Consider the following 21122-nt stretch of genomic DNA (forward strand, 5'->3'; position numbering starts at 1 on the left):
GCCTTGCCCACAACCGGATCGTGCACACTTATCACCGACAGCCCTTGGATGATTGATGTTCTTCCCTCGACAAGAAGAATGATCGACCAAGGGCTGTCCACATACGACAGCGGGGTCTCTCGAACCTTAAAGAACAAGCTAGGCGTGTTCGCCTGGATCTCCTTCTGCAACAAGAGAAACGCAGCCAAACCTTGGCCTACCAACGCCCAGCCGCCTACAACGGCGGGGATGGTGTCACGGTTCAGGGCGTAGGTCCGAGTTGCAATGGTGCTGCGAACGGGTGGACTATCGTCGGTCCATGACCACTCGACTGAACCCCTACCTCAGCTTCGCGGGTGATGCCTCGGCCGCCCTGGCGTTCTACCAGGACGTGTTCGGCGGCGATCTCACGATCAACCACTTCGGCGACTTTGGCACCGACGACCACGGCATGGGCGACCAGGTCATGCACGGCCAGCTGGAAACAGCGTCTGGCCTCACGCTGATGGCCGCCGACATGCTGCCGGGCGAGACGTTGCGGCCCGGGAACAACCTCGCGGTCAGCCTCGGCGGGGACGACACCGAGGAACTGCGCGGCTACTGGCAGGCGCTGTCGGACGGAGGGACCGTGACGGTCGAGCTGGCCACCCAGCCGTGGGGCGACGAGTTCGGGATGTGCGTCGACCGGTTCGGGACCTCGTGGCTGGTCAACATCGCCGGAGGCGGCTGACCTACCCGATCCGCGCTGCGCCCGGTCGGCGATGCCGCGGCCGGGCGGCAGTCCCCTTGCGCTCGAACCTCGTCACCGGCCGCTCGGCCCAGCGATCGACCACGCCACCCTCGAAGGCCCGGCTCGGCATCGAGCACCCGCACCATCTGCTCGGCGTAGTCGGCCCAGTCGGTGGCCAGCCGCCACACGCCCCCCGGACGGAGGCGACTCGCCGCGAGGGCCGCGAAGGGTGGGGTGACCAGCCGGCCCTCCGATCGAGCGGATCGCGGCCGACGTACGTCGGATCCACCACCAGCTGCTCAGCCTCCCCCCGGGGGTGCCGGCGGCCCGGCTGCGGGGCTGGCGCGCGGCCTACGACGACGTGCTCGAGACCGGCGGCTTCAGACCCCACCTACACCCTCGATTGGGATGAGCCACTATCCGCTCGTTCGCTGGGCTGGTTTCCCAGTTAGGCCGGATGTAAAGCGCCGACGGCGGGCTGACCACCTTATATAGTTAGCTAAGTAGCTGCTGGCCGGTGGCGATTACACCTGCGATCCATTGGGGTGCTGCGGCAATCGCCGATCCAGCGATCTCTGAGGTGAGGGCTTCGATCACCAGATTGCCCAGCTTGCGCAGAAGTGAGGGTTCGGCCTGCGCGGTTGTGAGCTGGGTCCGGAGTTCCGCGACTGCATTTTCGATGCGGGCAACCCCTGCCGATGGCAGCTGAAGCATCGGCAGCAGTTGCTGGATGCCGTCGAGCCACTCCGTGATCTTCACCCTGTCTACTTGGGCGTTGCTGTTGCTGCTGACGGTGAGGTTGCCCTCGATGGTGCTGTTGGTGAGCTGGGTGGTGGTCATCCCGTTGATGGTGCCCGCATTGACGTTGAGAATGGTCGTGTTCCCGGCCGGGCGTTGGTTCTGCTCCCAGGCACTGATGTTGCCGTCCCGTTCTTCGGCCACGCGCTCTCCTTTGAGGGTTATCTGGTAGGACGGCCCGGCCAGGCTTGCGCCCGTGTTCTCAAGATAACCATCGGCTTCCAGATGCTGACCGGCTCGCATGGCCTCTTCATGGGTGAATGGCGTGCCGTAGAAGTGTGCAGCACTGCTGCCCACGTAGTCGGCCGGTGAAGCGTTCGGTTCTGTTAGCTGGTCGTACCAGCGCAGCAATTGGTCGCGGCAGGCGCTAGCGCGGGCACGCCGGTTGGAACGTAACTGCGTAACGTCCTGCATGTGCTGGCGTCCGAGCGCCGTCAGCTTGATCAGATTGGCGTACCCGTTGGCCATTTCTTGCCCATATGGAGCCGCGAACCCGCTTGCCTTGATCTCCTCATATACCCGTCGCTCCACATTCCCGGGCACTCGAACCGGACCCTGATTCCATGGGTTGAGTTCGTGACCGGCTGTGTCGAGTTCGTACAGCCAGTCGAGCTGTGCGTACGCATCCGCGCTGAGCATCGCCGCCATAGCCAACTATTGTCGCAAACCGCAGATGCCAGGGTGAGGCGGCCTACTCGACCACTGTGGACGTCGCGTAGTCCAGGTCGAGGCGGGTACCGCGCTGTCGGGTTGTGAACATCTGCGGGATGCGGTGGCCGCCGGGTTCGATCGTCAGGCCATCGAGTCGACAGACGATGGAGACTTGGTGCCGGCGAAGCGCCTCGGCGAGCTGCTGGCCGGTTGACGGCGGCAGGAGTTTGTCGACGAGCATGGATAGCGGGCCGCTTGGCCGGGCGGCTGCCATGAGGCATCCGATTAGGTCGTCCTCGCGCCGGTACAGGTTGCGGCTCCGTTGCCCAGCGGCAGGGTTGGCGCTGTTGCGTCCGTGGCGGCAGCGGTATCCGGGGCGGCCGTGTGCCCAGTGGCCTTCCATCTTCCGGCCGCACCCGCCGCAGCGCAGCAGCCCGGTGAGCAGGTAGGTGCGGGTTGTGCCGTCTGCCGGCTGCGGGACTGCACGGATGCATTGGGCGGCAACGAAGTCCTGCTCGCTGACCAGAGCCGGATGCGCCTGCGTCTTCGAGATCACCCACCCGTCGGGAAGGTTCCAGTGCCGCGGCGGCTGCCGCCCGGCGAGCTGTGCCTTGATGTCGTCTTCTGCGGGGTGCTGCTTGTTCTGCCGGTTCCAGACCTGGCGGCCGGTGTAACGCGGGTTACCCAAAATGGACGCCACGGAGCGCAACGCCCAGGCGTGGTTGTGCCGGTGCCGGTTGCGTTGCGGGTCGGCCTCCGACGGGCACGGCACCCCGGCCTCGTTGAGCGCACGGGCGATACCGGCGTAGCTGCAGCCTTCCAGCCGCCGGGCAAACATCCACCGCACCCAGGGTGCGGTGTCTGGATCGGGCTCGAACCGGTGCCGCCGCCGTCCCCACTTGGCGAATGCCCGGTTCGGGTGCGGACCGGCATCGGCCAGGCGGTAACCGTAAGGTGGCCGGCCACCGAGATAGCGGCCCTCCTCTCGGGCTTGGGCCTGCATCGCCGCCGTGGTGCGATACCGGGCGCGCAGGACCTCCCGGCGCGAGTGCTTCCCGATCTCCAGCAGCACCGCCTGATGGGCCGCATCGCCTATATCGAGCGGGCCGTGCATGTCCGGCAGCCACAACCCGACACCATGCTCGGCGAACACGGGTGCCAGCAGAATCAGCTGCTTGCCGTAGAATACCCGGTCGGACTCGCCGACCACGACCGCATCGAACCCGCGACACCGATCAGCAAGCAGCTTCAGCAGAGCGGCGGCTTGAGGACGGTGGTGCCAGCCGCGGCGGCGGGTGTAACCGATGTCGAAGAACTCGGTCACGATCGCGCCGTGCCCAGCCACGAGCGCGTTGGCGCTGTCGTATTGCCACCGCCGCGACGTCGCTGGATCTTGCCACTCCTCAGTGGACATGCGGCCGTAGAACGCGAACCGTATCCCGGCAGGGACAGTGTCGTGCGAGCCCGAGCGCGCCACCGGCAGCCAACGTTGTGAGGCCCAGTCAGTCAGCACATCGTGACTGGGCGATGAGGTGCTCAACGACATGACGTTCGACCTCCGCAGAGATAGGGGTTCTGCGGTTGAGACCCAGCGGACCGATCGCTATTACGCCGATCTGAAATATTCGCGGCTCGAATCAGCCAGCGGTGGAAGCGAAAGACGACGCAACTCCGTATCGAGTCGCGTCGCCGGGTTGGCCCTGCCGCATCTGCGGCGAATGACGTCTATATCAACGGAATCATGGCCGCCAGTGTCGGACCCTGTTGGGATTCGGACACGTAATTTCCACACAAGTCACGACTTGCCTTCACGTTTCGGGCACTTCTCCGCCATTGTGCCGACTGCCGGTATCCCAAACAGCGCCGTCACATTCGGTGCGAGCCGGATGGTGGCGGCCTCTGTCTCGATCACCCAGTTGTCGTGATCGCACACGATGATCATGTTGTGGGTGGCCAAGTACTCGGCGACAACCTCCGGATCGGCGTCGCGTAGCTGCCGATGGTCGAGGTGAAGGTTCCGCTCGTGCTGGATACGCGAGACCAGCTGGTCCTCACGCAGGTAGAGAATCTTGCGACGGGCGGCGTTCGCTGAGCGGGTGCTGTTGTGGCCGTGCCGGCACCGGTAGGCGGCCCGCTGGTGTACCCAGTGCGAGTCCATCACCCGGCCGCAGATCCCACAGAACACCAAACCAGCCAGCGCGTAGCTGCGCGTGGTCCCGTCGGCCGCAACGGGAGCGGTGTGGACGTCCTGGACGGCGACGAAATCCTCCTCGCTGACCAGCGGAGGGTGCACGACCATTTCCGAGATCGCCCACTGCTGCGAGGGATTCCACCGCTGTACCTCCTCATGCCTGGTGATCGCGCCGTAAGGGTAAAGCCCGGCGCGTTCCGTGCGCTGCCGGTTCCACACCTGCCGCCCGGTGTACCGCGGGTTGGACAGGATCGCCAGCACGGTGGTCAGCATCCACGCCTCGCCACTGCGATGCTGGTTACGTTCACGGTCCACATTAGATGGACACGGCACACCGTCATCGTTGAGCTGCCTGGCGATGCTGGCAACGCTGCGGCCTTCGAGCCGCTGAGCGAAGATCTGACGAACGGTGGGCGCAGTCACCGGATCGGGTTCGAGCCGGTGCAGCCGACGTCCCCAGCGGGCATGCGCACGGTTCGGATGCGGGCCCGCGTCGACCAGCATGTACCCGTAGGGCGGCCGGCCTCCGAGATGCCTTCCCTGAAGCTGCGCCTGCGCGGTCATAGCCGCGGTCGTCCGATAGCGAGCCCGGGAGATCTCCCGCCGAGAATGGACGCCGAGCAGATCCAGCAATGCGAGATGACGCGGATTGCCAAAGTCAACGGGCCCATAAGTTTCTGGCAGCCACAGCTGGACCTCGTGCCGTCGCATCAAAGGCGCGAGCTCAGAGAGCTGCTGGCCGTGGAACGCCCGCTCGAACTCGCCCACGACGATCGCTTCGAACCCGCGGTTCGGGTCGGCGAGTGCCGCGAGGAGCGAACCCGCTTGAGGGCGATCTGGCCATGCGACCCGCCGCGACACGCCCTCGTCGAAGAACTCGGCTACAATCCGGCCGTGATCGGCGATCAGCTCTTCGGCGTAGCTGCGTTGCCATCGCCACGATGATGCCTTGTCCTGGAAGTCCGTCGTGGACATACGGCCGTAGAACGCGAATCGAATCCCGTCAAGCTGCGGCCGGAACTGGCGTGGGACAAGCTTCTGCTGCTGCGCCGCCCAAGCGGCAAGGCCGGTTGCGGTGTGAGGAATCCCGACTGTCATGGAGCCACCTATCGTGATGGAGCGAGTTACCGATCAGACGACCGCGGGTGTCCGCTATTACATGGTTCGTCCTGGCTCACACGATCGGGCTACTGCGTCCGGTAACTCGAAGCGTCAACATCGCGTGTGGCCTCGCCTTCCCGAGCCGTCTCAACGTCGCGTACGGCCGAATGCGGTGGAGCATTCGCGGAATGTGTGGGGTTGTCAGTGGCAGGTCGGCGATACAGGCCGCGTTGGTGCTGCTGGCTGGCCCACTATCGATGCCTTGTTCAGCTATCGACCGGATCGTATGCGCTGCAATACCGCCGGGCAGCAGCCGCGCCTTGGCTTGGTGTCGCCGGGTGTCTGCCGTTCGTCGAACCAGCTTCGCAGCCGAGCTGCGGCCTCAGTTGTCACTGGCTGCGAGGCCAGGTGGAAACGGGCTGGCGCAACCGGTTTGAGTGTGACGGCGATAGCGCCGACGTACACGCGGATGTTGTCGCCGTCGTCCTCCCAGAGCACCGGTCCGGCGGTGGCGGTCGCGACTAGCCTGTGCCAGTCGGCATCGGTGCACGATACGGTGATTCGCTGGTCGAACGGCCAGCGTCGCCGCCAGCGGGCGCCGAGTCCACGGTCGAGTTCGCGCTGTGCCGGTCGTGCGGCGAATGTGAGATCTGCGTGGGCCATGGCGTGCTGGAAATAACGGTGTGCCTCCATCAGGGCCGGCCGTCCGTCGAGTCGTACGCCGACCTCGACCCCGTCGAAAAGGCCGTGTTCGGCGTCGAAGTTGGCGGAGAACAACGCACCGTATCGGCCGTCGGCGATCACGCCTTTGGCGTGGGTGTCGGAGTCACCGTAGATCGTCACGCCCAGATCGGCGAGCGCGGCGGTGTCCGCTCGGTGGGCGGCGATGTTGTTGCGGGCCCGGACAAGCAACCGCACGTCGACATGGTGGTTAGCTATCGCCCGGCGTAGTGGATTCAGCAGAAGTTCTGGGCGGTCACGAATACCGACGAGGCTGAAGGTGGCGAGCAACAGCTCGCATCGAGCGCGACCGATGACGTCGTGCAGCGCACCGAGGATGCCGCGCTCGCTGTCGGCGGCGTCTGCGTGTGTCCAGATCACACCTGGACCGTCGGCGAGCGGCGTCGCCGTTACCGGGTTGGGGGTCGGCCTGCGTTCATGCAATGCGTACTCGGCGCCGGGTAGCGCAGCCCAGGTGCAACCGGAGTACCACAGCCGAGTGAAGAACCGGGCCAGCCGCTCTGCCTCAGCGGGATCGGCGATGACGACGCCGTTCTCGCCGGTGGCTTTCTTACGCGATGTGTCAGCCAGAGCGCTGGTTTCCAGGTTGGCACTGGACACCAGCGCGACGCTGTCGTCGACGACCAGAAACTTGGCGTGACAGGCCTCGTGACCTCGCAACGCAATGCCGCGGCGGGTAAGCTCGTCGAACCGCTTCTTTTGTGCCTGGACGTCGATGTCGTCGACATCCTCGAGACTGGACAGGTCCTTTCGCAGTTTGTCCTCTGTCCATGAGGTGATGACGTACACCCCGCCGTGCAGCCTGTCCACGGCCGCGAAGAGCGCGTCGAGTAGGTCGCGGTCGCCGATCCGGAAACTCGCCAGGAAGATCTTGCGTTGAGCACCGTTGATCAGGTCGATCGCCGCTTGTTTGATTGACGTGTCCGAGCCGCGGTAGGTGAAGCGATGCCGGTACTCCGTGTCCGCGTCGGGCTCGGCGACGAATGGCTTGGACGGCGTTTGGCTCAGCAGGAAGAAGCCCTCATCGGTGGTCAATGCCCCCAGGTCGAGTTCGTCAGGCATAGCTGAAGTCCTCCGCCTCCCGCAGTGCGTAGGCCAGGCCAGGGAAACCCAGCTGCCAAGCCCGTTGCCATGCCGCACGGGTGCGTGGCACAGCGCTGGTATCGACGCCGGGCGCGGCGGCCGCGGTCAGCATCCGGTCGGTGTCGATCAATGCATCGGCCGCCTGGTCCGCTCCGGCAATGTCGATGGTTACCTCGATGACGGCGTCCTCCTCGTGGATGGCGATTCCGACCGGCAGCGCCAGGTTTCGACCTCGGCCGGCGAGATGGCTGGCGTCGGCGGCCGACAGTCGGCAGGTCCATCGGGCTGGCGCGGTGCGTTGCGCGCGAGGCGCGGTGTGCGTGTTGCGGCCGGTGACCACGGCCCACGCGCGGGCCAGGACGGCGGGGTCGCTGATGGTGTCGGCCAGGGCCAGCCAGTGTCGGGCCAGTCCATCGGCACCGGTTAGTACCAGCGAGACCGGCTCGTTGTTGCCGTTGCCGGGCAGGGTGATCACCGGCAGGTACCGCTCACCTTCGGCTCGCAGCTCGCCCTGGCACCGGTATACCGGGCACAGTCCGTTGGGGATCATCGGTGGTGACTCGGCGGCGAGCTGCCCCACCTCGACGATGTCGTCACCGATCCCGGCAACCGTGCGGTCCTGAAGCCGCGTGCGGAGGTAGGCGGCAAGGCTGGTGCCGACCAGGCCTGCGGACACCGGGGCGTTGCCGGCCGAACGCGGGCGCAGCGCCTCGACCGCCCTCAGGCCGGAGGATCGCGGATCAAGGGCGAGCAGGTCCCCGGTGCGTGGTAGCAAGATGAAGTCGAGGCTGGCGTGCCGTTGTTCGTACACGGTTTGAATGCGCGCGGCATGTTCGGCGACCTGCGGCTGGGGCAGATACCCGCCGTCGGCGGGGGTCAGCGCGCGGGAGGTCACCAGTCGTCGGGCTGCGATCGGCAACAGCGCACCCGGAAGGCCGGTGATCTCGAAGAACTCGTTCGGGTCCGCCCGGCCGGTGGTCAACGCGAGCTCCAACGTGAACCGTTCCAGCGGCGTCATGGCGACCGGCTCCGCGCGTCGCATCGCCACCCCGCGCCACCAACGCATGGCAATTAGGACCTCGGGTAGGACGGCGACCGCCCCGGGCGGGGGATCAACCGGCCGGTCGACAACGGTGAACTCGGTCATCCGACGCCTTTCGCGATCTCCATGTCGGAGCGCTCGGCGAGAAGGCTGAACAGGTTGCGGTAGAACTCCTCCGCCGCTGGTACGCCGTTGAGTTTGCGTAGCGTCGGCGCGTGACCGACGAGGACCAAAGCGCGGCGGGCCCGGGTGCACGCGACGTTGAGCCGGCGGATGTCCTGCAGCCATCGGCCATACCGGGCTGAGGGGCGGCCGTTGCCCGGGAACGTCCGGCAGAACGACACGAAGACCAGATCGCTTTCCTGCCCCTGGATTTTGTCGATCGCGTCGATGACCCCGAAGTCCAATGCGCGGAAGCTGCGATTGGGTGGTCTGCCGAGCTGGGCACGGATTTCGGTCGCCTGCCGCCGGTAGAAAGTCAGCACACTCACGCTGACCTTTTCACCGCCGGACTGACGTAGCCGTTGCTCCCATGAGCGGCACATCTGAGCGATCAGCTTTGCTTCCAAGTCGTTGACCACGCCGGTGCCCACCTGGCGATCCCTGGCCTTTGCGCCGTACACGGAGGTGTCGACGAACACCACCGGAGTGTTGGTGCCGCCGTACGGTAGCGGTGTGACCTCCGGGACCTCCGGTGTTTCGTAGGCGCCGTGGTAGACCGGCTCTTTGACAAGCGCCGCGATCGGCTCGATCATGCGACGCTGGACCACCAGCCGCTGCCGCAGCTGTGGCGGTGCCGTGACGACGGATCGTTCGAACAGGCTACGCACGAGGTGGGCGAGCATCGCCGACAGCAGGGTCTGTTCGGCGTCGTCGTTCAGTTCCCGTAGTCGCCGCCAGGCCGCGTCGAACGTGCTGCGGTAGACCCGCTGCCACGCGCCGCTGTCACCTAGGTTCTCCGCAGTCCGCCGTACCACATCGGTGCGGAACTGGTGCAGGTCCTCATCCTCGGTCCACAGCTTGGCAAGGTGGTCCACCGCAATCGATATGTCTTGCGTTGCACGGCGTTCGACCATCTGTAGCGCGGACAGCGCGTGCAGATGGTGCTCGTCATCCGGTTCGACATACGGTGGGAGCTGATGCTCGTCGCCTACCAGGACCCACCGCCGGGCCCGGACCGCGCCGATCAGGAACTCGCTGTCCACGACCCGGCTGGCCTCGTCCACGATCAGCGTGTCGAAGTCCGAGTCGCCGAGGTCCTTGGTGACGCCCGTCGTCGTGCAAGCGATCAGGTTGGCCGATCGCCGCAGGTCCGCGTCGACCTGTTCGGCCATCGCCTCCTCGGAGCCACCGACCAGGCCGGACAGCTCGAACCACCGCTGCTCGAGGCGGATCCGGTGCTCGCGACGGGTCATCTCACCAACGAGTTGGTCCCGCCAACGGGCAAGGTCGGCCTCGGCGACGCCGGTGGGGTCGTGGCCGGTCAACGCGCGCAGCCGACCGACGGCCGCATCCGTGTCGGCCTGTGCCTGCTCGACCGCCGCTCGGCAGCGGTCGATCGTTGCCTGATGGGTTTGCTCGGCGGTGGCCCGTTCGGCCTCGAGCCCGTGAATCCGGGCCGACGTCGCAACATGCCGCCCGGCCCACGCTCGCTGGTCGTGCGAGAGCCGCCGGTACTCCGCGTCGGCCTGGCGCGACGCGGCCGACAACTGCGCGATCTCGTTGGTCGCGCCGAACACCCCCTGGACCCGGGCCCAAATGCGGCGGCCGACCGGCACCGCTTGCAGCTTGGCCAGCAGTGCCTGGGCATTGTCCGCCGCTGGCGGGATAGCGCTGGCGAAGTACGCCAATGCGTGCTCCGCCTCGCCATGGTCGGCTCGCGCGGCGTCCAGCGATTCGGCCAACTGGGTACGCCACCGGCCATGCGCGGCCCTGGCCTCATGCCACGCGTCGATGGCCTGCCGGTGCCGCGCCGTCGCCGACAGGAAACCATCGACTGCCTCGTGCTGGCCACGCAGCTGGTCGATCTCGGCTCGCCATCGACCGGCCTGGGATGTTGCTGGCCGGCGGACCTGTTTCAGGTAGGTGCGGGCGACCTGTTCGGGAAGGTACTCCCGCAGCTCCGGAGCGACCCGCGACTGATCCCACGAGATCCGCAACGCCAGGATGCCTGGCTTGCCGACCAGCCGACGTAGCACTTCGTCGACGGCCACGTGCATTGGCGCCAGCAGCAACACCCGCTCACCGCGCGCGACGAGTTGGCGGACGACCTCGGTGATGACCGTGCTCTTCCCGGTCCCCGGCGGGCCCTGCACATGGAAGACGTGCGGGCTGCCGACCGCGCCGTCAACGGCCGCCCGCTGCTCGTCATTGAGCCGATCGTCGAAGTACCACCGGCCCCGGGGAATGTCGACGACCGGCAGCTGTTCCGGGTCACAGAGTAGCAATGCAAGGTGCTCCCAATCGCCCTCGATCCGCTCATCGAGGAAGCTCCGCATGGCGCCGCTGTGCTTGCCGAGCGCGAATCGGCCCTGCTGTTCCAGCCGTAGCCGCGTATCCGCGGCGACGTTTTGCCGTGGCGCCGCGAGTGCCAGCAGCTGGTTGCCGTCGTCGAACTCGACGCCGCGCACCCGCAAGTTGCTCTTGATTCCTGGCCCGGTCACCGCGACCGTCCGCCCTTCGGCGAAGCCGGCTTTGGTTTCAAGCCGTAGCCACAGCACCGGCTGGCCCTGCACCTCGTCCTCGCCGACCACCACGCCGCGGCCGCGGACCGTGCCCTCCTCCTTACTGCGCTGTTCGAGCAGCTCCAGCATCTGCAACAGCGGCTGGTAGTGGCGGCGCACCATGGCATGCAGGTCGCTGCGCGGTCGTGCGGCGAGACCGGTGCGAGCGAGCCCCCGCCGCGCCCGGTCCCGCGCTGACCGCCGCCGCTGCACAACCCGTAGTCCTTCGGCGAAGAACTTCTCCAGCTCGGCCAGGTCGCAGGGTTCCTCGTCCCACACCACCGCCAGCCTCACGCCCCGCGGTCGGACCGTCTCGCCGCGGCCAAGCCCGCGGGCTGGCTTCACTGACGTCACATACCCTTGCCACACGCCGCTGTCCCGAGCCACCCGCGGCTGCGCGAAAACATCCAGTGTCGGCCCGGTCAGCCGGTAGTATGTGCCGTCGTTTCCGTCGATGCCTTCCACCAGCATGCCGGTGGCGAGTTCGCGGGCGACCTCGTCGGGGCCGTACTCGGCCAGCCACTTCGCCTTCGGCCCGTAAGAGAGGCACACCTGGAGCTGTTCGGCCCGGCAGGCTGAGAACAGGCCCGGTTCCAGAGTGCGGCAGTGCTCCTCAATCCAGGACTCGGGGATCCGCAACCCGGTCATTTGTCGTCCCGCAGAAAGCGCAGGCCCCGACAGAGCTCGTCGATATCTTCGCCGTCACCGTGCAGATGCCAGTAGGCAGCGAGTAGTCCGACTGCCTCTTGTCGTAGCGACTCGGTGTGTACGTCGGAGATCGTCTCGGTGCCGTGTGCCAGCACCGACTTGTTCCGCGCCCAGGTGCGGTCCCGCAGATCGTTCAGGCGCTGCGCGGCGATCAGGCCGGTACGCTTGGCGACATCGTCGTCCAGTGAAGCCAGCAGGATAGCGGCGTTGAACAGCGTCAACCTCGCGGGCAACCCGGCTGGAGCGGGCGGGGTCAGTGAGCGGGACACCTTCGCGTAATTGGCCCGGACGGCCTCCGTACCGCCCAGCAACGCCCAATCGCAGTTGTCCGGATCGAAGCCCGGATACCGGTTCCGCAGCCGAGTGGTCAGGCACGCCTCGATGGTGCGGTAGAACAGCAGCGCGGCGAAGTCGTGCCGACCAAGCCGCTGATAGTGCAGCCCGAGCACGTAAAAACACACCACGAATGCGGTATGGTCCCCGGCGGCCAATTGCCGTACGAATGCCAACTGCCGGTCGATCACCGCGGCCGTCGCCGGAGTCACCTCGCGACGCCCCTGACTCAGGCTGGCCTCCACACCGGCCACCACCGCCGGCAGCGCGGCCAGATCCAGATCACACCAGGTGCGGTACAGCTCCGCAAGCGCACGCATCAGGCGAGCCTTGCCAGGCATCGCGATACGCTCGGCGATCTCGTCATAGCGACTTCGAGCAGCCTCGAAAGCACCGGACCGAAACGTCTCCAGCGCCCGCGCCAACTCCTGCTCCCCGAACAACGTCGTCGGGTTGTCCAGCGCGATCAACCGGACCTCACCGTGACGCAGTTGGCGAGTCACCGGGTCGAACTGGTTCTCGATATAGGTCAGCCCGAGATTGAGCTGCCAAGCGGCCAGCGCCGCCGCCGCGCTCATCACCTTCCGGCCACCGGTAATATCGATGACCGCATGCCGACCATCACGCCCTGACAGCTCCCTGGCAATGTTCTGATACATGTCCAGCGGATCACTGGCATCGACCGGCACGTGCCGGAAGTCCTGAAACCGCAGCCGACCCGGCGCTACTAACCGCTGACCGATCAGATCAACGCTGTCCGGCGCGTCGCGCGACGTGATCACCACCAGCCGACGCGGGCGCAGCAACTCATAGGTCAACACCGTGGGCGTGGCCGCGAATCCGCACAAGCTGATCAGCACATCAACATTCCGTTTGGGCAACTCGCTGGCCGCCCGGGCTCTCTCCACCGCCTCAGACAGCAGATGATCGAGGTAGTACGCGGTCGCCTGCAGAGCCGGGCTACCGTCGCCATAACGCTCCTCACCGCGCTCGATACGACGCATCGTCTCCACACGGCCAGCAAACGATTCCGATTCGTCTGACCCCACGGCCGCCGACACTACAACGTGTAGACCGTGATCGCTGTACCGGACTCCTCACCGATACCGTAAGCTCGGCATCGACGCCGCAGTGTTGGACGAGCAGTCCGGAGCCTCGGCCAACTCGCCTCCTACAACGGTCACGAAAGGCATGCCCGGGAGTCGAGGAAAGGGCCGGAATCTGACACACGTCTCCCGGCAACCGAACAACCGCCATGGCAACAAACCATGTACCTGAATCGACCTTTATCACCAGCCTCGAAACGAGCTGCCAGCGGACAGACAGTCCAATGAACCGCGGAGTGATCCATATGCGCCAGCCGTGTCAGAGCGCTGGGACGAACGGTGGAAGATAACTTGTCATCCATTCGATAGAGTGCCGGAATGACTCCCGCCACCCTTTCCGGTTCTCAATGGTGGGAACAGATTCGCGGCCTTCCGGTCGTGGCCTTGACGGGCGTATCCGCCGACGATCTTGCTTCGATTCTCGATCCGCTTCCTGTCCAGGCGCCCGCAGTCATCTTCTCGCCGCCGGTCGATGTGACGAGCGCCGCTGCTTGCATATCAGACGTCCTCACTTCGCTCGAACGCGCGGCAATCGAACTCTTTCCTGCATGGTTGCCGGGCGCGGTCGGAATCGTCGGAGCGCAGGGCGCTAACGAAGCAGCTGTTCGTGCCGCCGCAAGTTCACTCGCAGCGGCAGGTGAGGACTTTGGCCCGTTCCTCGCGGAGCTAGCGGTGCATGCGTTGCGAGGTCGCCCGACGAATGGTTCGGCGATCCTTAATCAGCATCGTGCGGCCGGACTTGCCCGCGTGATCGCACGCAGCCTCGACCGGTCGCGGGCAGCACTGGTGTTGACCGTACCGCCGAATCTCGCCGCCCACGAGCAGCAAGTGTTGGCTGGCGTCGGCAGGTGGCTTACTGAGCACAGCGCCCTAGCTGTCTGGTTGGTGGGCAACCCCCTGTCGTCGGTCGACTGGATCACCACCTGGCCAGTCAACATGGGGGCACCGCCCACGGCCCTCGTCAACAGTCCACCGAACGCAGACGCGGCACCGATCCGGTTAGCCATCGAAGGACAGCCGAAGCCCGGCCGCGAGGCGAAACTGGCTCAGCGACTTGCAGTGGTGAACTGGGCGGGTCTTCATATCTGGAACCGGAGCCTCGATCTCGGCGCCCTGTATCCGGCCGTCTTTCCCGACGTCCGCTGGCCGGCCGAACAGGTGATCGTCGAGGTAGACGGTCCGGAACATCGGGGCGCCGCCATGTACGAGTCTGACCGCCGCCGCGACGCGACACTTCTCTTGCACGACTATGCAGTCCTACGCTTCACCAACGAGCAGATCGACCACGACCTGTCGCACGTCCTACACACGATTCGCGATCTGCTCCAGAAGCGCCGCAATCCTTAGTCCGAGAGGCCCGACCAGCTATGCCAACCAAAGAAAAGCCGACCAAAGATAAGAAGGCGACTGGGCAGAAGAAGCTGACCGCCGGCGCGATCGCGATCTTCGCGGTTCTCATGGTGGAACGGCAAACGCTCGCCCGATGGGAGCTGGAAGAGATTCTGGGATCCACCAGCCTGAGTGACGCAATCGGCTGGCTGAAACAGGAGAAGTTGGTCGATGTGGGGAGCACCCGCCACCCCGTGACCAAACGGCCCCGCGAGACATATGTGATCAACAAGGCTGGATGGAGCCGCGCGCGAGAGATCATGACTGCACGGCCTGCGACCACTGGATTGGCCGCACCGGCGCTGTTTGCCGTACTGGCCGGCGTCAACCGCGCGCTGGAGGCAAACGGGTTACAGCCGGACAGCTTCTTCCGTCCCTCCGATGCCGAGGAATCCTCGACCTCCGAGACTGCCTCAGCAATGCCCGATTCCACATCCGTTCAGGACCTCGTTCGGAAGGCCTACCGGACGTTGTCCACGAGGCCAGGCGAATGGGTCCGGCTGGTCGACATCCATGATCAACTCCGCGGTCAGGACCGCACCGAGATAGACAACGCCTTAAAGTCGCTTGCCATGCAGCCCGGGGTGCAGCTCATTCCATGGGACAACCGCAATGCTTTGGATGCCCGTGACCATGAAATGGCGCTTCGATTCGGCGGTGAGGAAAACCACGCGATTCGGATCGAGGAAGCATGAACGAAGCTGAACGCCATGCCCTTTCGACGCTGGCCTTCAACCTCCTCCCTGTACCGAACGATGTCTGGCGCAAATCCGACAGCCACGTCGCCACGCTTCACCAGGCGATAGTGGACAGCATCTTCGATGGCGTGTCGATGGCTCGACGAAATTCGGGTACGCCGCAGGGTGTGATCGTTCAGGGACCGGCCGGCTCGGGAAAGACGCACATGCTCGGCATGGTGAGGGAGCGGACGCAGAACGACGAAAGCGGATACTTCTTCCTGGTCAGTCTTTACAGCGAGATCGAGTTCTGGCAAACCGTCGCCATGGCGGTGACCAGCGGTCTCCGACGCACAAGCTATGGCTGGCGGTCGCAGCTCGTGAAGTTCCTTCGCTGCATTACGTCCGAGGTTGCCATGTCAACCGAAGACCGCGATGTGATCTGCGGCGACGGGATATTGACCCGGGAGGTGCTGGATCGGTTCGTGCGCGCGTTGCGCGACTACGACGACACACTCGGTCGCGAGACCCAGCACACCGCCCGAGCGCTCGTCCTAATGGCCTCCTCCAACTACGCAGCGCAGGATGTGGCCGACGGATACATGGCATCACTGGACGGTACTGACTGGCCCGAGTGGACCCACTGGGGAATGCCAGCTACCGCTCGGCCTCCGCGACTCCTCGTTGAAGACGTCTTCCGTTTGCTTGCTGTGACCGGCCCCGCCGTAATTGCGTTCGACCAGCTCGACATGTTGTTCGCGAAGGCGCTTGGCCCATGGGCCGGATCCGGTGGCGAGATTCCTCTCGACCAAAAGGTCATGATCGCCCAGATCGGCGACGGCCTAGTCGGTCTACGCCAGGTCGCCACCCGGGCTCTCATCATTGTGGCCTGCATCCCCGCAACGTGGCAGCTCCTGCTCGGTAATACAGCGAACCCTTTCGGCGACCGCTTCCGAGAGTCTGCCGCGATCGGTCGGATCGCCAGCGCCACGATCGGTCGGGCCATCGTTGAGAAGCATCTACATGCCCATTGGGCGAATGTCGGCTTCGCACCGCCCTACGACGTCTGGCCGATGGAAAAGAGCGCCCTCGACGCGGCGGGCAACTACACAGCTCGCCTCCTGCTCCGATTGGTCACCAAACAGGTAAGGCATTGCCTCGCCACAGGGCAGGTGCCGGGAACGGCAACGCTCGAAGAGATCGAGGCATGGCCGGACTCCATTCCGCCCAAGATCCAGGTAGACAACGAAACACTCGACGCCCGCTTCGACAAGCTGGTGAGCAACGCGCAGGTCGATGGCGCGCTCCAGCAGGCAACAGAAGACGTCGAACTCTCGGCGTTGCTTGACGCAGGACTGCGGGCGTGGATTCTGGAGCAGCCGCACAGTGCGGTGTACCAGCTTGACCCTGTAGCCGGCGATGGGCCGCCCCTCCACGCCCGTCTCCGCGAGGTGCTGAACGAGGAGACCGAGGAGGAGCGTCACTGGGCCATTCGAGGGATCTCGTCGAAGCACCACGGAGCTGTGCGCGCGCGCCTCAAAAAGGCTTGCAGCGCGGCCGGGCTGACGGCGGGAGTCGACGATCGGCGCGTCGTGTTGTTACGGAACGACACCTGGAACCTGGGCGACAAGACGTTCAGGATGGTCCAGGAATTCTGGAGCAAGGGCGGTATCTCGCTCACCGTGGACGATCAGGACCTCAAGGTGTTCGCCGCACTGCGCCAGCTCTTCGACGAGCAGCCGGCCGGTCTCGACGAATGGCTCGCCGCGTCGCGGCCCGCGAGCACGACACGGTTACTGAGGGAAATCTTCGCCGGTACGACTGCCTCAGCCGAGCCACGCATCGAAGAGGTCGAGAGTCAGCAAGAGCCGACAATCTCGACCGCAGAACTCACTGCGGCAAAGGACACGCCGAAGTCCGCATCCGACATTCCCCGGCCCTGGGAGACCGTTGAGACGATCCGGTCCTTCCCAATCGGGACCAGGTTCGCAGATGGATCAACTCAGACGATCCCATTGGAGTCACTGCGTAAGCACACCGCAATCTTCGCCGGGTCGGGCTCGGGTAAGACCGTACTAATCCGTCGCATCATTGAAGAGTGCGCGCTCGGCGGCGTGTCGTCGATCGTGCTCGACCCGAACAACGACCTCGCCCGGCTCGGCGACCCGTGGCCCGCTCCCCCAGACGCTTGGGGACCAGACGACGCGGAGAAGGCGGCCCGCTACCTCGCTGGCACCGAGGTGGTCATCTGGACGCCGATGATCACGCGCGGTAATCCGGTGACGTTCCAACCGCTGCCGAACTTCGAAGCGGTCCGGCATGATCCGGACGAGCTGCGGGCGGCCGTCGACATCGCGGTCGCGGCGCTGGCTCCCCGAGCGCGGATGAATGGTGCGACCGCGAAGGCGGTACGCGGTCAGGCGGTACTGCGCTCTGCGCTGTACCATTTCGCGCAGCGAAACGGTACGTCCGACCTGAACACGTTCATCCAGCTCCTGAACGACCTCCCCGAACTATCGACCGACATGATCAGCGGACCGAAACTCGCCGGGGAAATGAGCGAGACCCTGAGCGCAGTACGCATCAATGATCCGTTGTTCGGCGGCGGTGGCACTGCGATGGACCCGGGCGTCCTACTCACTCCGTCGAACGGAAAGCAGGCCCGCATTTCGGTGATCAGCTTCGTCGGTCTGCATAGCCCTGACCAGCAGCAGGCTTTCGTCAACCAGCTACAGACCGCATTGTTCGCCTGGATCAAGCGACACCCGGCCGGCAACCGTCCGCTCGGTGGGCTGCTCGTGATGGATGAGGCGCAGAACTTTGCACCCTCCAGCGGGAATACCCCGTGCACAGAGAGCACACTTCAGCTGGTTTCGCAGGCCCGCAAGTATGGCCTCGGAATGGTCTTCGCGACGCAGGCTCCGAAAGGGTTGCACAACCGCATCCCCGGCAACGCGACGACACAGTTTTACGGACAACTTGGCGCACAGGTCCAAATTGCAGCAGCCCGCGAGGTCGCACAGGCCAGAGGCAGTTCCATGACTGACATTGGCGCACTGTCACGCGGCGAATTCTATGTCGCCGGTGAAGGCAGCGGCTTCGAAAAGGTCAAGACCCCACTTTGTCTTAGCCATCATCCGAGCTCGCCGTTGACCCCCGAGGAGGTCATCGAACGCGCATACCGTGGTCGACAAGCCGCCGGACACGCAGCCAAGATCTAGTGCGACTCACACGCCAGGTGCTTTGTCCATCGATCCCATTCCTGCAACCGTTGTGTCGGACCGATTCAGCGATACGGCGGCATCCACTGTAGGGTGACAAGATGGACTGTTGCAGGTCCCGGGAATAGTCGTTGCGTAGCAGCACCCAGCAAGGCGTTGAACCCAAAGGGCGGCGTTCCATTCCTTCCCAAACCGGGTCGAGCAGGAACGCCGCAAGAACGAAGGCTTTAGACCAACGGGATCAACGCCGACAGGATCGGACCCTGTTGGGTATTGGTTTGTGTCGATCCTCGGACACTTTTCCCCAGCATGCGTGCTAGTCACGACGTACATGGGTTCAAGCCCACTCAAGCACCCTTCTATCTCGCCTTCCGCAAACTGCTTCTCTCCGCCAGCGAGGGGAGGCGGCCGAGATGACTAGCTCTCTCGTCTCCGCACTCACCCTGCCGAAGATGCCGATTGAGGGGCGCCGGGCAGCAGGGCTCGGCAACCGGCGGCTTGCGATGCCCAGCCTGCCCGATCGGCCTACTCGGACGATGGCCTACGACTTGGCCGCAATTGATCAGTGGGGTCGCGTCATCGCGCGTACCGCCATGAAGGTGGTCGGGTGGCAGTCAGGAACCCGCATCAGCTACCGGGTGATTGCAGGCATGATCCTCGTCGTTAGCGACGAGGAAGGGGCCTTCACCGTCAGCGACCAAGGACATCTACGGCTCCCGTTCCCGCTACGTCAGTGGCATGGCCTCGACGCGGGCACACGGCTGCTTGTGGTTGGTGATCCTGAAGGCCAAAGGCTCGTCATACACCTTCCCAGTGCTCTCGACGAGATGATCTCCCGAGCGCATGCGGACGCATTGGGAGGTGATTCGGCATGACGGTTCAGGCCGTGGCCAAGGTTGGCCAGCCGGAACTGGAGGCCGCTCTTCTGCTGCTGTCCAAGCTAGGTGTGGCTCCCGAGGACCTGATCGCCGGAGCAGCCTCGAGCCGGCCGGACGTGCCGACCTTCGCCGAGTTCGTCCCGCGAGTCGCCTCTGCGACGACTGCGGGGACGCTCAAGGCGTATGGGAGCTATTGGAATCGGGTCGTTGATAAGTGGGGGCAACGGCGGTTGGACGAACCCAGCCCGCTGGAGATCGAGACGCTGGGCAAGCAGGTCCGTGCTGGCCGGGTGGAACGCCGCAATGGCCGCGGCGGTGCGGGTTCTGAGGAGAACTTCGTGGCCGCCATGCGCTGCCTCTATCGACGGGCGGTAGCTGAAGGCTACATAAGCGCTGCTCAGAACCCCGCGGCAAAGGTGGCCAAGCCGAAGCGGCAAGCAAGCAATCGCCGTGCGATCAAGGACGACCGTCTTGCCGAGATCAACCATGCAGCAGCAACAACCGGCGACGACCCAGAACTTGACTCACTTATCCTGCGCCTCCACGAAGAGACCGCCTGCCGCCGCGGCGGAGCGCTCAACCTGCGCCCGATGGATCTCGACGAGGAACAGTGCCTGATCCGCCTGCGCGAGAAGGGCGAGACGGAACGCTGGCAGCCGGTGTCGCCGACGCTCATGGGCCATCTCAAACAACACGTCATCGAACGAAACGCGCCTCTTGCCGGTCGTCTGTTGCGGTACCGCAATGGGCGTCAGATCACCTACCGCAGGTACGACGGGCTGTGGGAACGCCTCGGCGAGGTACTTCCATGGGTTGCGGTGCAATGGATCAGCACGCACTGGATCCGGCACACCATCCTCACATGGGTGGAGCGCAACTTCGGATATGCCGTTGCCCGCGCCTACGCGGGTCACAACGATCGAGGAAACGATGTGGGGAGTACCGCCACCTACGTTAGGGCGGATACACAGGAGGTTGCTGCGGCACTCGCTGCGCTCACCGGGGAGCCGCATCCGCTTGCTTGCTAGCTCAGTTATCGAATCATTTTCGAACTACCCACTTCTTGATGAATCGAGACCATCGCGGCCACAACTTCGAGCCTCACTGGGCCTTCCGTTCGGAGCCAGAGCATATTCGGGAGATCGGTGGTTCTGACAAGATTCATTTTTTTGTCAAGGTCATCTGGCCAGGCGCTGTCATCCGGAGCCAGCTCTGTGGCTTCTATTTTGTCAAGAAGCGGTATGTCATCGTTGGGCGATCTCCCAATTGCCATGTAGTAAATTCGCCGGAAAGAGATGACCATGTCGGGCTTGGAGATGCCCCAGTGCAGCCCAAGCTCAAGCGCGTCAGATCCATCGACGAGCGAGAGATCCAGTAGATGAATCGTATATCCCTCGCAGGACGTAATCAGCCGACGCACTTCGTCGAAAACGCTCATCTGAGTATTATCTCTCCCGTCGAATGCGAATCTGTCGGTAGCCCGTCGGGGCCGTATCGGTCACGATAGTTTGGTGTATTCGGCCCACGATCGACCTTGGGACCCAGTCTCATTACCTCACCATTGGGTCTAATCCAAACTTCACTGCCGTCGGCGTGGACATACTTTCGGTAGCCACCAGCAGTTTCGTTAGTACGGCAGTCACGGGTTATGGCTTGACCAGGTTGATTCGAGTTGGTGCCGGCGTTTGTAGTGGCTGGCGCGTGCTCGGGCTTGGTGGTGTCGGCGCCAGGCGGACCAGTGTTGTATCCGGGTGAGGTCGGCGGGTCGGGC

Annotated in this window: 14 protein-coding genes and 1 pseudogene; 6 read left to right on the forward strand and 9 right to left on the reverse strand. The window is 64.7% G+C overall.

Translation table 11 applies throughout. From position 1 onward, the window contains the following. Positions 1–298: 298 nt before the first annotated feature. Positions 299–709: a VOC family protein gene (locus DM816_RS27670; RefSeq protein WP_117213327.1), complete on the forward strand. Its 411-nt coding sequence runs from the start codon at positions 299–301 to the stop codon at positions 707–709. A 125-nt stretch (positions 710–834) separates the two neighbouring features. Here the strand turns inward: DM816_RS27670 and DM816_RS45945 are convergent. The 8 genes and pseudogenes from DM816_RS45945 to DM816_RS27710 all read right to left on the reverse strand — a co-directional run. Beyond that, positions 835–951: pseudogene (locus tag DM816_RS45945) on the reverse strand (tRNA (guanosine(46)-N7)-methyltransferase TrmB); the annotation flags it as partial. Between the two features lie 253 nt (positions 952–1204). Further along, positions 1205–2155, reverse strand: coding sequence for a hypothetical protein (locus DM816_RS27680; RefSeq protein ID WP_117213328.1), 951 nt, complete (start codon positions 2153–2155; stop codon positions 1205–1207). A gap of 43 nt (positions 2156–2198) precedes the next feature. Beyond that, positions 2199–3671, reverse strand: a complete 1473-nt coding sequence (locus tag DM816_RS27685) for a recombinase family protein (protein WP_246002293.1) — start codon at positions 3669–3671, stop codon at positions 2199–2201. 282 nt (positions 3672–3953) lie between these two features. Then, a complete protein-coding gene (locus DM816_RS27690; RefSeq protein WP_246002294.1) occupies positions 3954–5447 on the reverse strand; it encodes a recombinase family protein in 1494 nt (497 codons plus the stop codon). A gap of 273 nt (positions 5448–5720) precedes the next feature. Beyond that, positions 5721–7253 carry a phospholipase D-like domain-containing protein gene (locus tag DM816_RS27695; RefSeq protein ID WP_117213331.1) on the reverse strand — a complete coding sequence of 511 codons (1533 nt, stop codon included), beginning with the start codon at positions 7251–7253 and terminating at the stop codon, positions 5721–5723. Further along, positions 7246–8421 carry a hypothetical protein gene (locus tag DM816_RS27700; RefSeq protein WP_117213332.1) on the reverse strand — a complete coding sequence of 392 codons (1176 nt, stop codon included), beginning with the start codon at positions 8419–8421 and terminating at the stop codon, positions 7246–7248. Before DM816_RS27700 ends, DM816_RS27695 begins: the two co-directional genes overlap by 8 nt. Next, complete coding sequence (locus tag DM816_RS27705) at positions 8418–11687, reverse strand: DEAD/DEAH box helicase (protein ID WP_117213333.1); 3270 nt, start codon at positions 11685–11687, stop codon at positions 8418–8420. The genes DM816_RS27700 and DM816_RS27705 overlap by 4 nt, the downstream gene beginning before the upstream one ends. Continuing rightward, positions 11684–13084: a TIGR02710 family CRISPR-associated CARF protein gene (locus tag DM816_RS27710; protein WP_246002299.1), complete on the reverse strand. Its 1401-nt coding sequence runs from the start codon at positions 13082–13084 to the stop codon at positions 11684–11686. The genes DM816_RS27705 and DM816_RS27710 overlap by 4 nt, the downstream gene beginning before the upstream one ends. Before the next feature lie 420 nt (positions 13085–13504). Here DM816_RS27710 and DM816_RS27715 point away from each other — a divergent pair, with 420 nt between their 5' ends. The 5 genes from DM816_RS27715 to DM816_RS27735 all read left to right on the forward strand — a co-directional run bounded on the left by DM816_RS27715 (position 13505) and on the right by DM816_RS27735 (position 20379). Then, entirely contained in the window at positions 13505–14533 is a 1029-nt protein-coding gene (locus DM816_RS27715) for an endonuclease domain-containing protein (RefSeq protein WP_117213335.1), read from the forward strand. A 20-nt stretch (positions 14534–14553) separates the two neighbouring features. Further along, positions 14554–15270 (forward strand): hypothetical protein, encoded by a 717-nt coding sequence (locus DM816_RS27720; protein ID WP_117213336.1) that lies wholly within the window; start codon positions 14554–14556, stop codon positions 15268–15270. Further along, positions 15267–18473 (forward strand): ATP-binding protein, encoded by a 3207-nt coding sequence (locus DM816_RS27725; RefSeq protein ID WP_117213337.1) that lies wholly within the window; start codon positions 15267–15269, stop codon positions 18471–18473. The genes DM816_RS27720 and DM816_RS27725 overlap by 4 nt, the downstream gene beginning before the upstream one ends. A 413-nt stretch (positions 18474–18886) precedes the next feature. Next, positions 18887–19348, forward strand: a complete 462-nt coding sequence (locus tag DM816_RS44695) for a hypothetical protein (protein WP_246002297.1) — start codon at positions 18887–18889, stop codon at positions 19346–19348. After that, positions 19345–20379: a tyrosine-type recombinase/integrase gene (locus DM816_RS27735; protein ID WP_117213338.1), complete on the forward strand. Its 1035-nt coding sequence runs from the start codon at positions 19345–19347 to the stop codon at positions 20377–20379. The genes DM816_RS44695 and DM816_RS27735 overlap by 4 nt, the downstream gene beginning before the upstream one ends. A gap of 5 nt (positions 20380–20384) precedes the next feature. Here the strand turns inward: DM816_RS27735 and DM816_RS27740 are convergent, their stop codons facing one another. Next, positions 20385–20789: a hypothetical protein gene (locus DM816_RS27740; RefSeq protein ID WP_117213339.1), complete on the reverse strand. Its 405-nt coding sequence runs from the start codon at positions 20787–20789 to the stop codon at positions 20385–20387. Between the last annotated feature and the right edge of the window lie 333 nt (positions 20790–21122).

The sequence above is a fragment of the Allorhizocola rhizosphaerae genome, assembly GCF_003426775.1.
GTDB classification, from domain to species: Bacteria; Actinomycetota; Actinomycetes; order Mycobacteriales; family Micromonosporaceae; genus Allorhizocola; species Allorhizocola rhizosphaerae.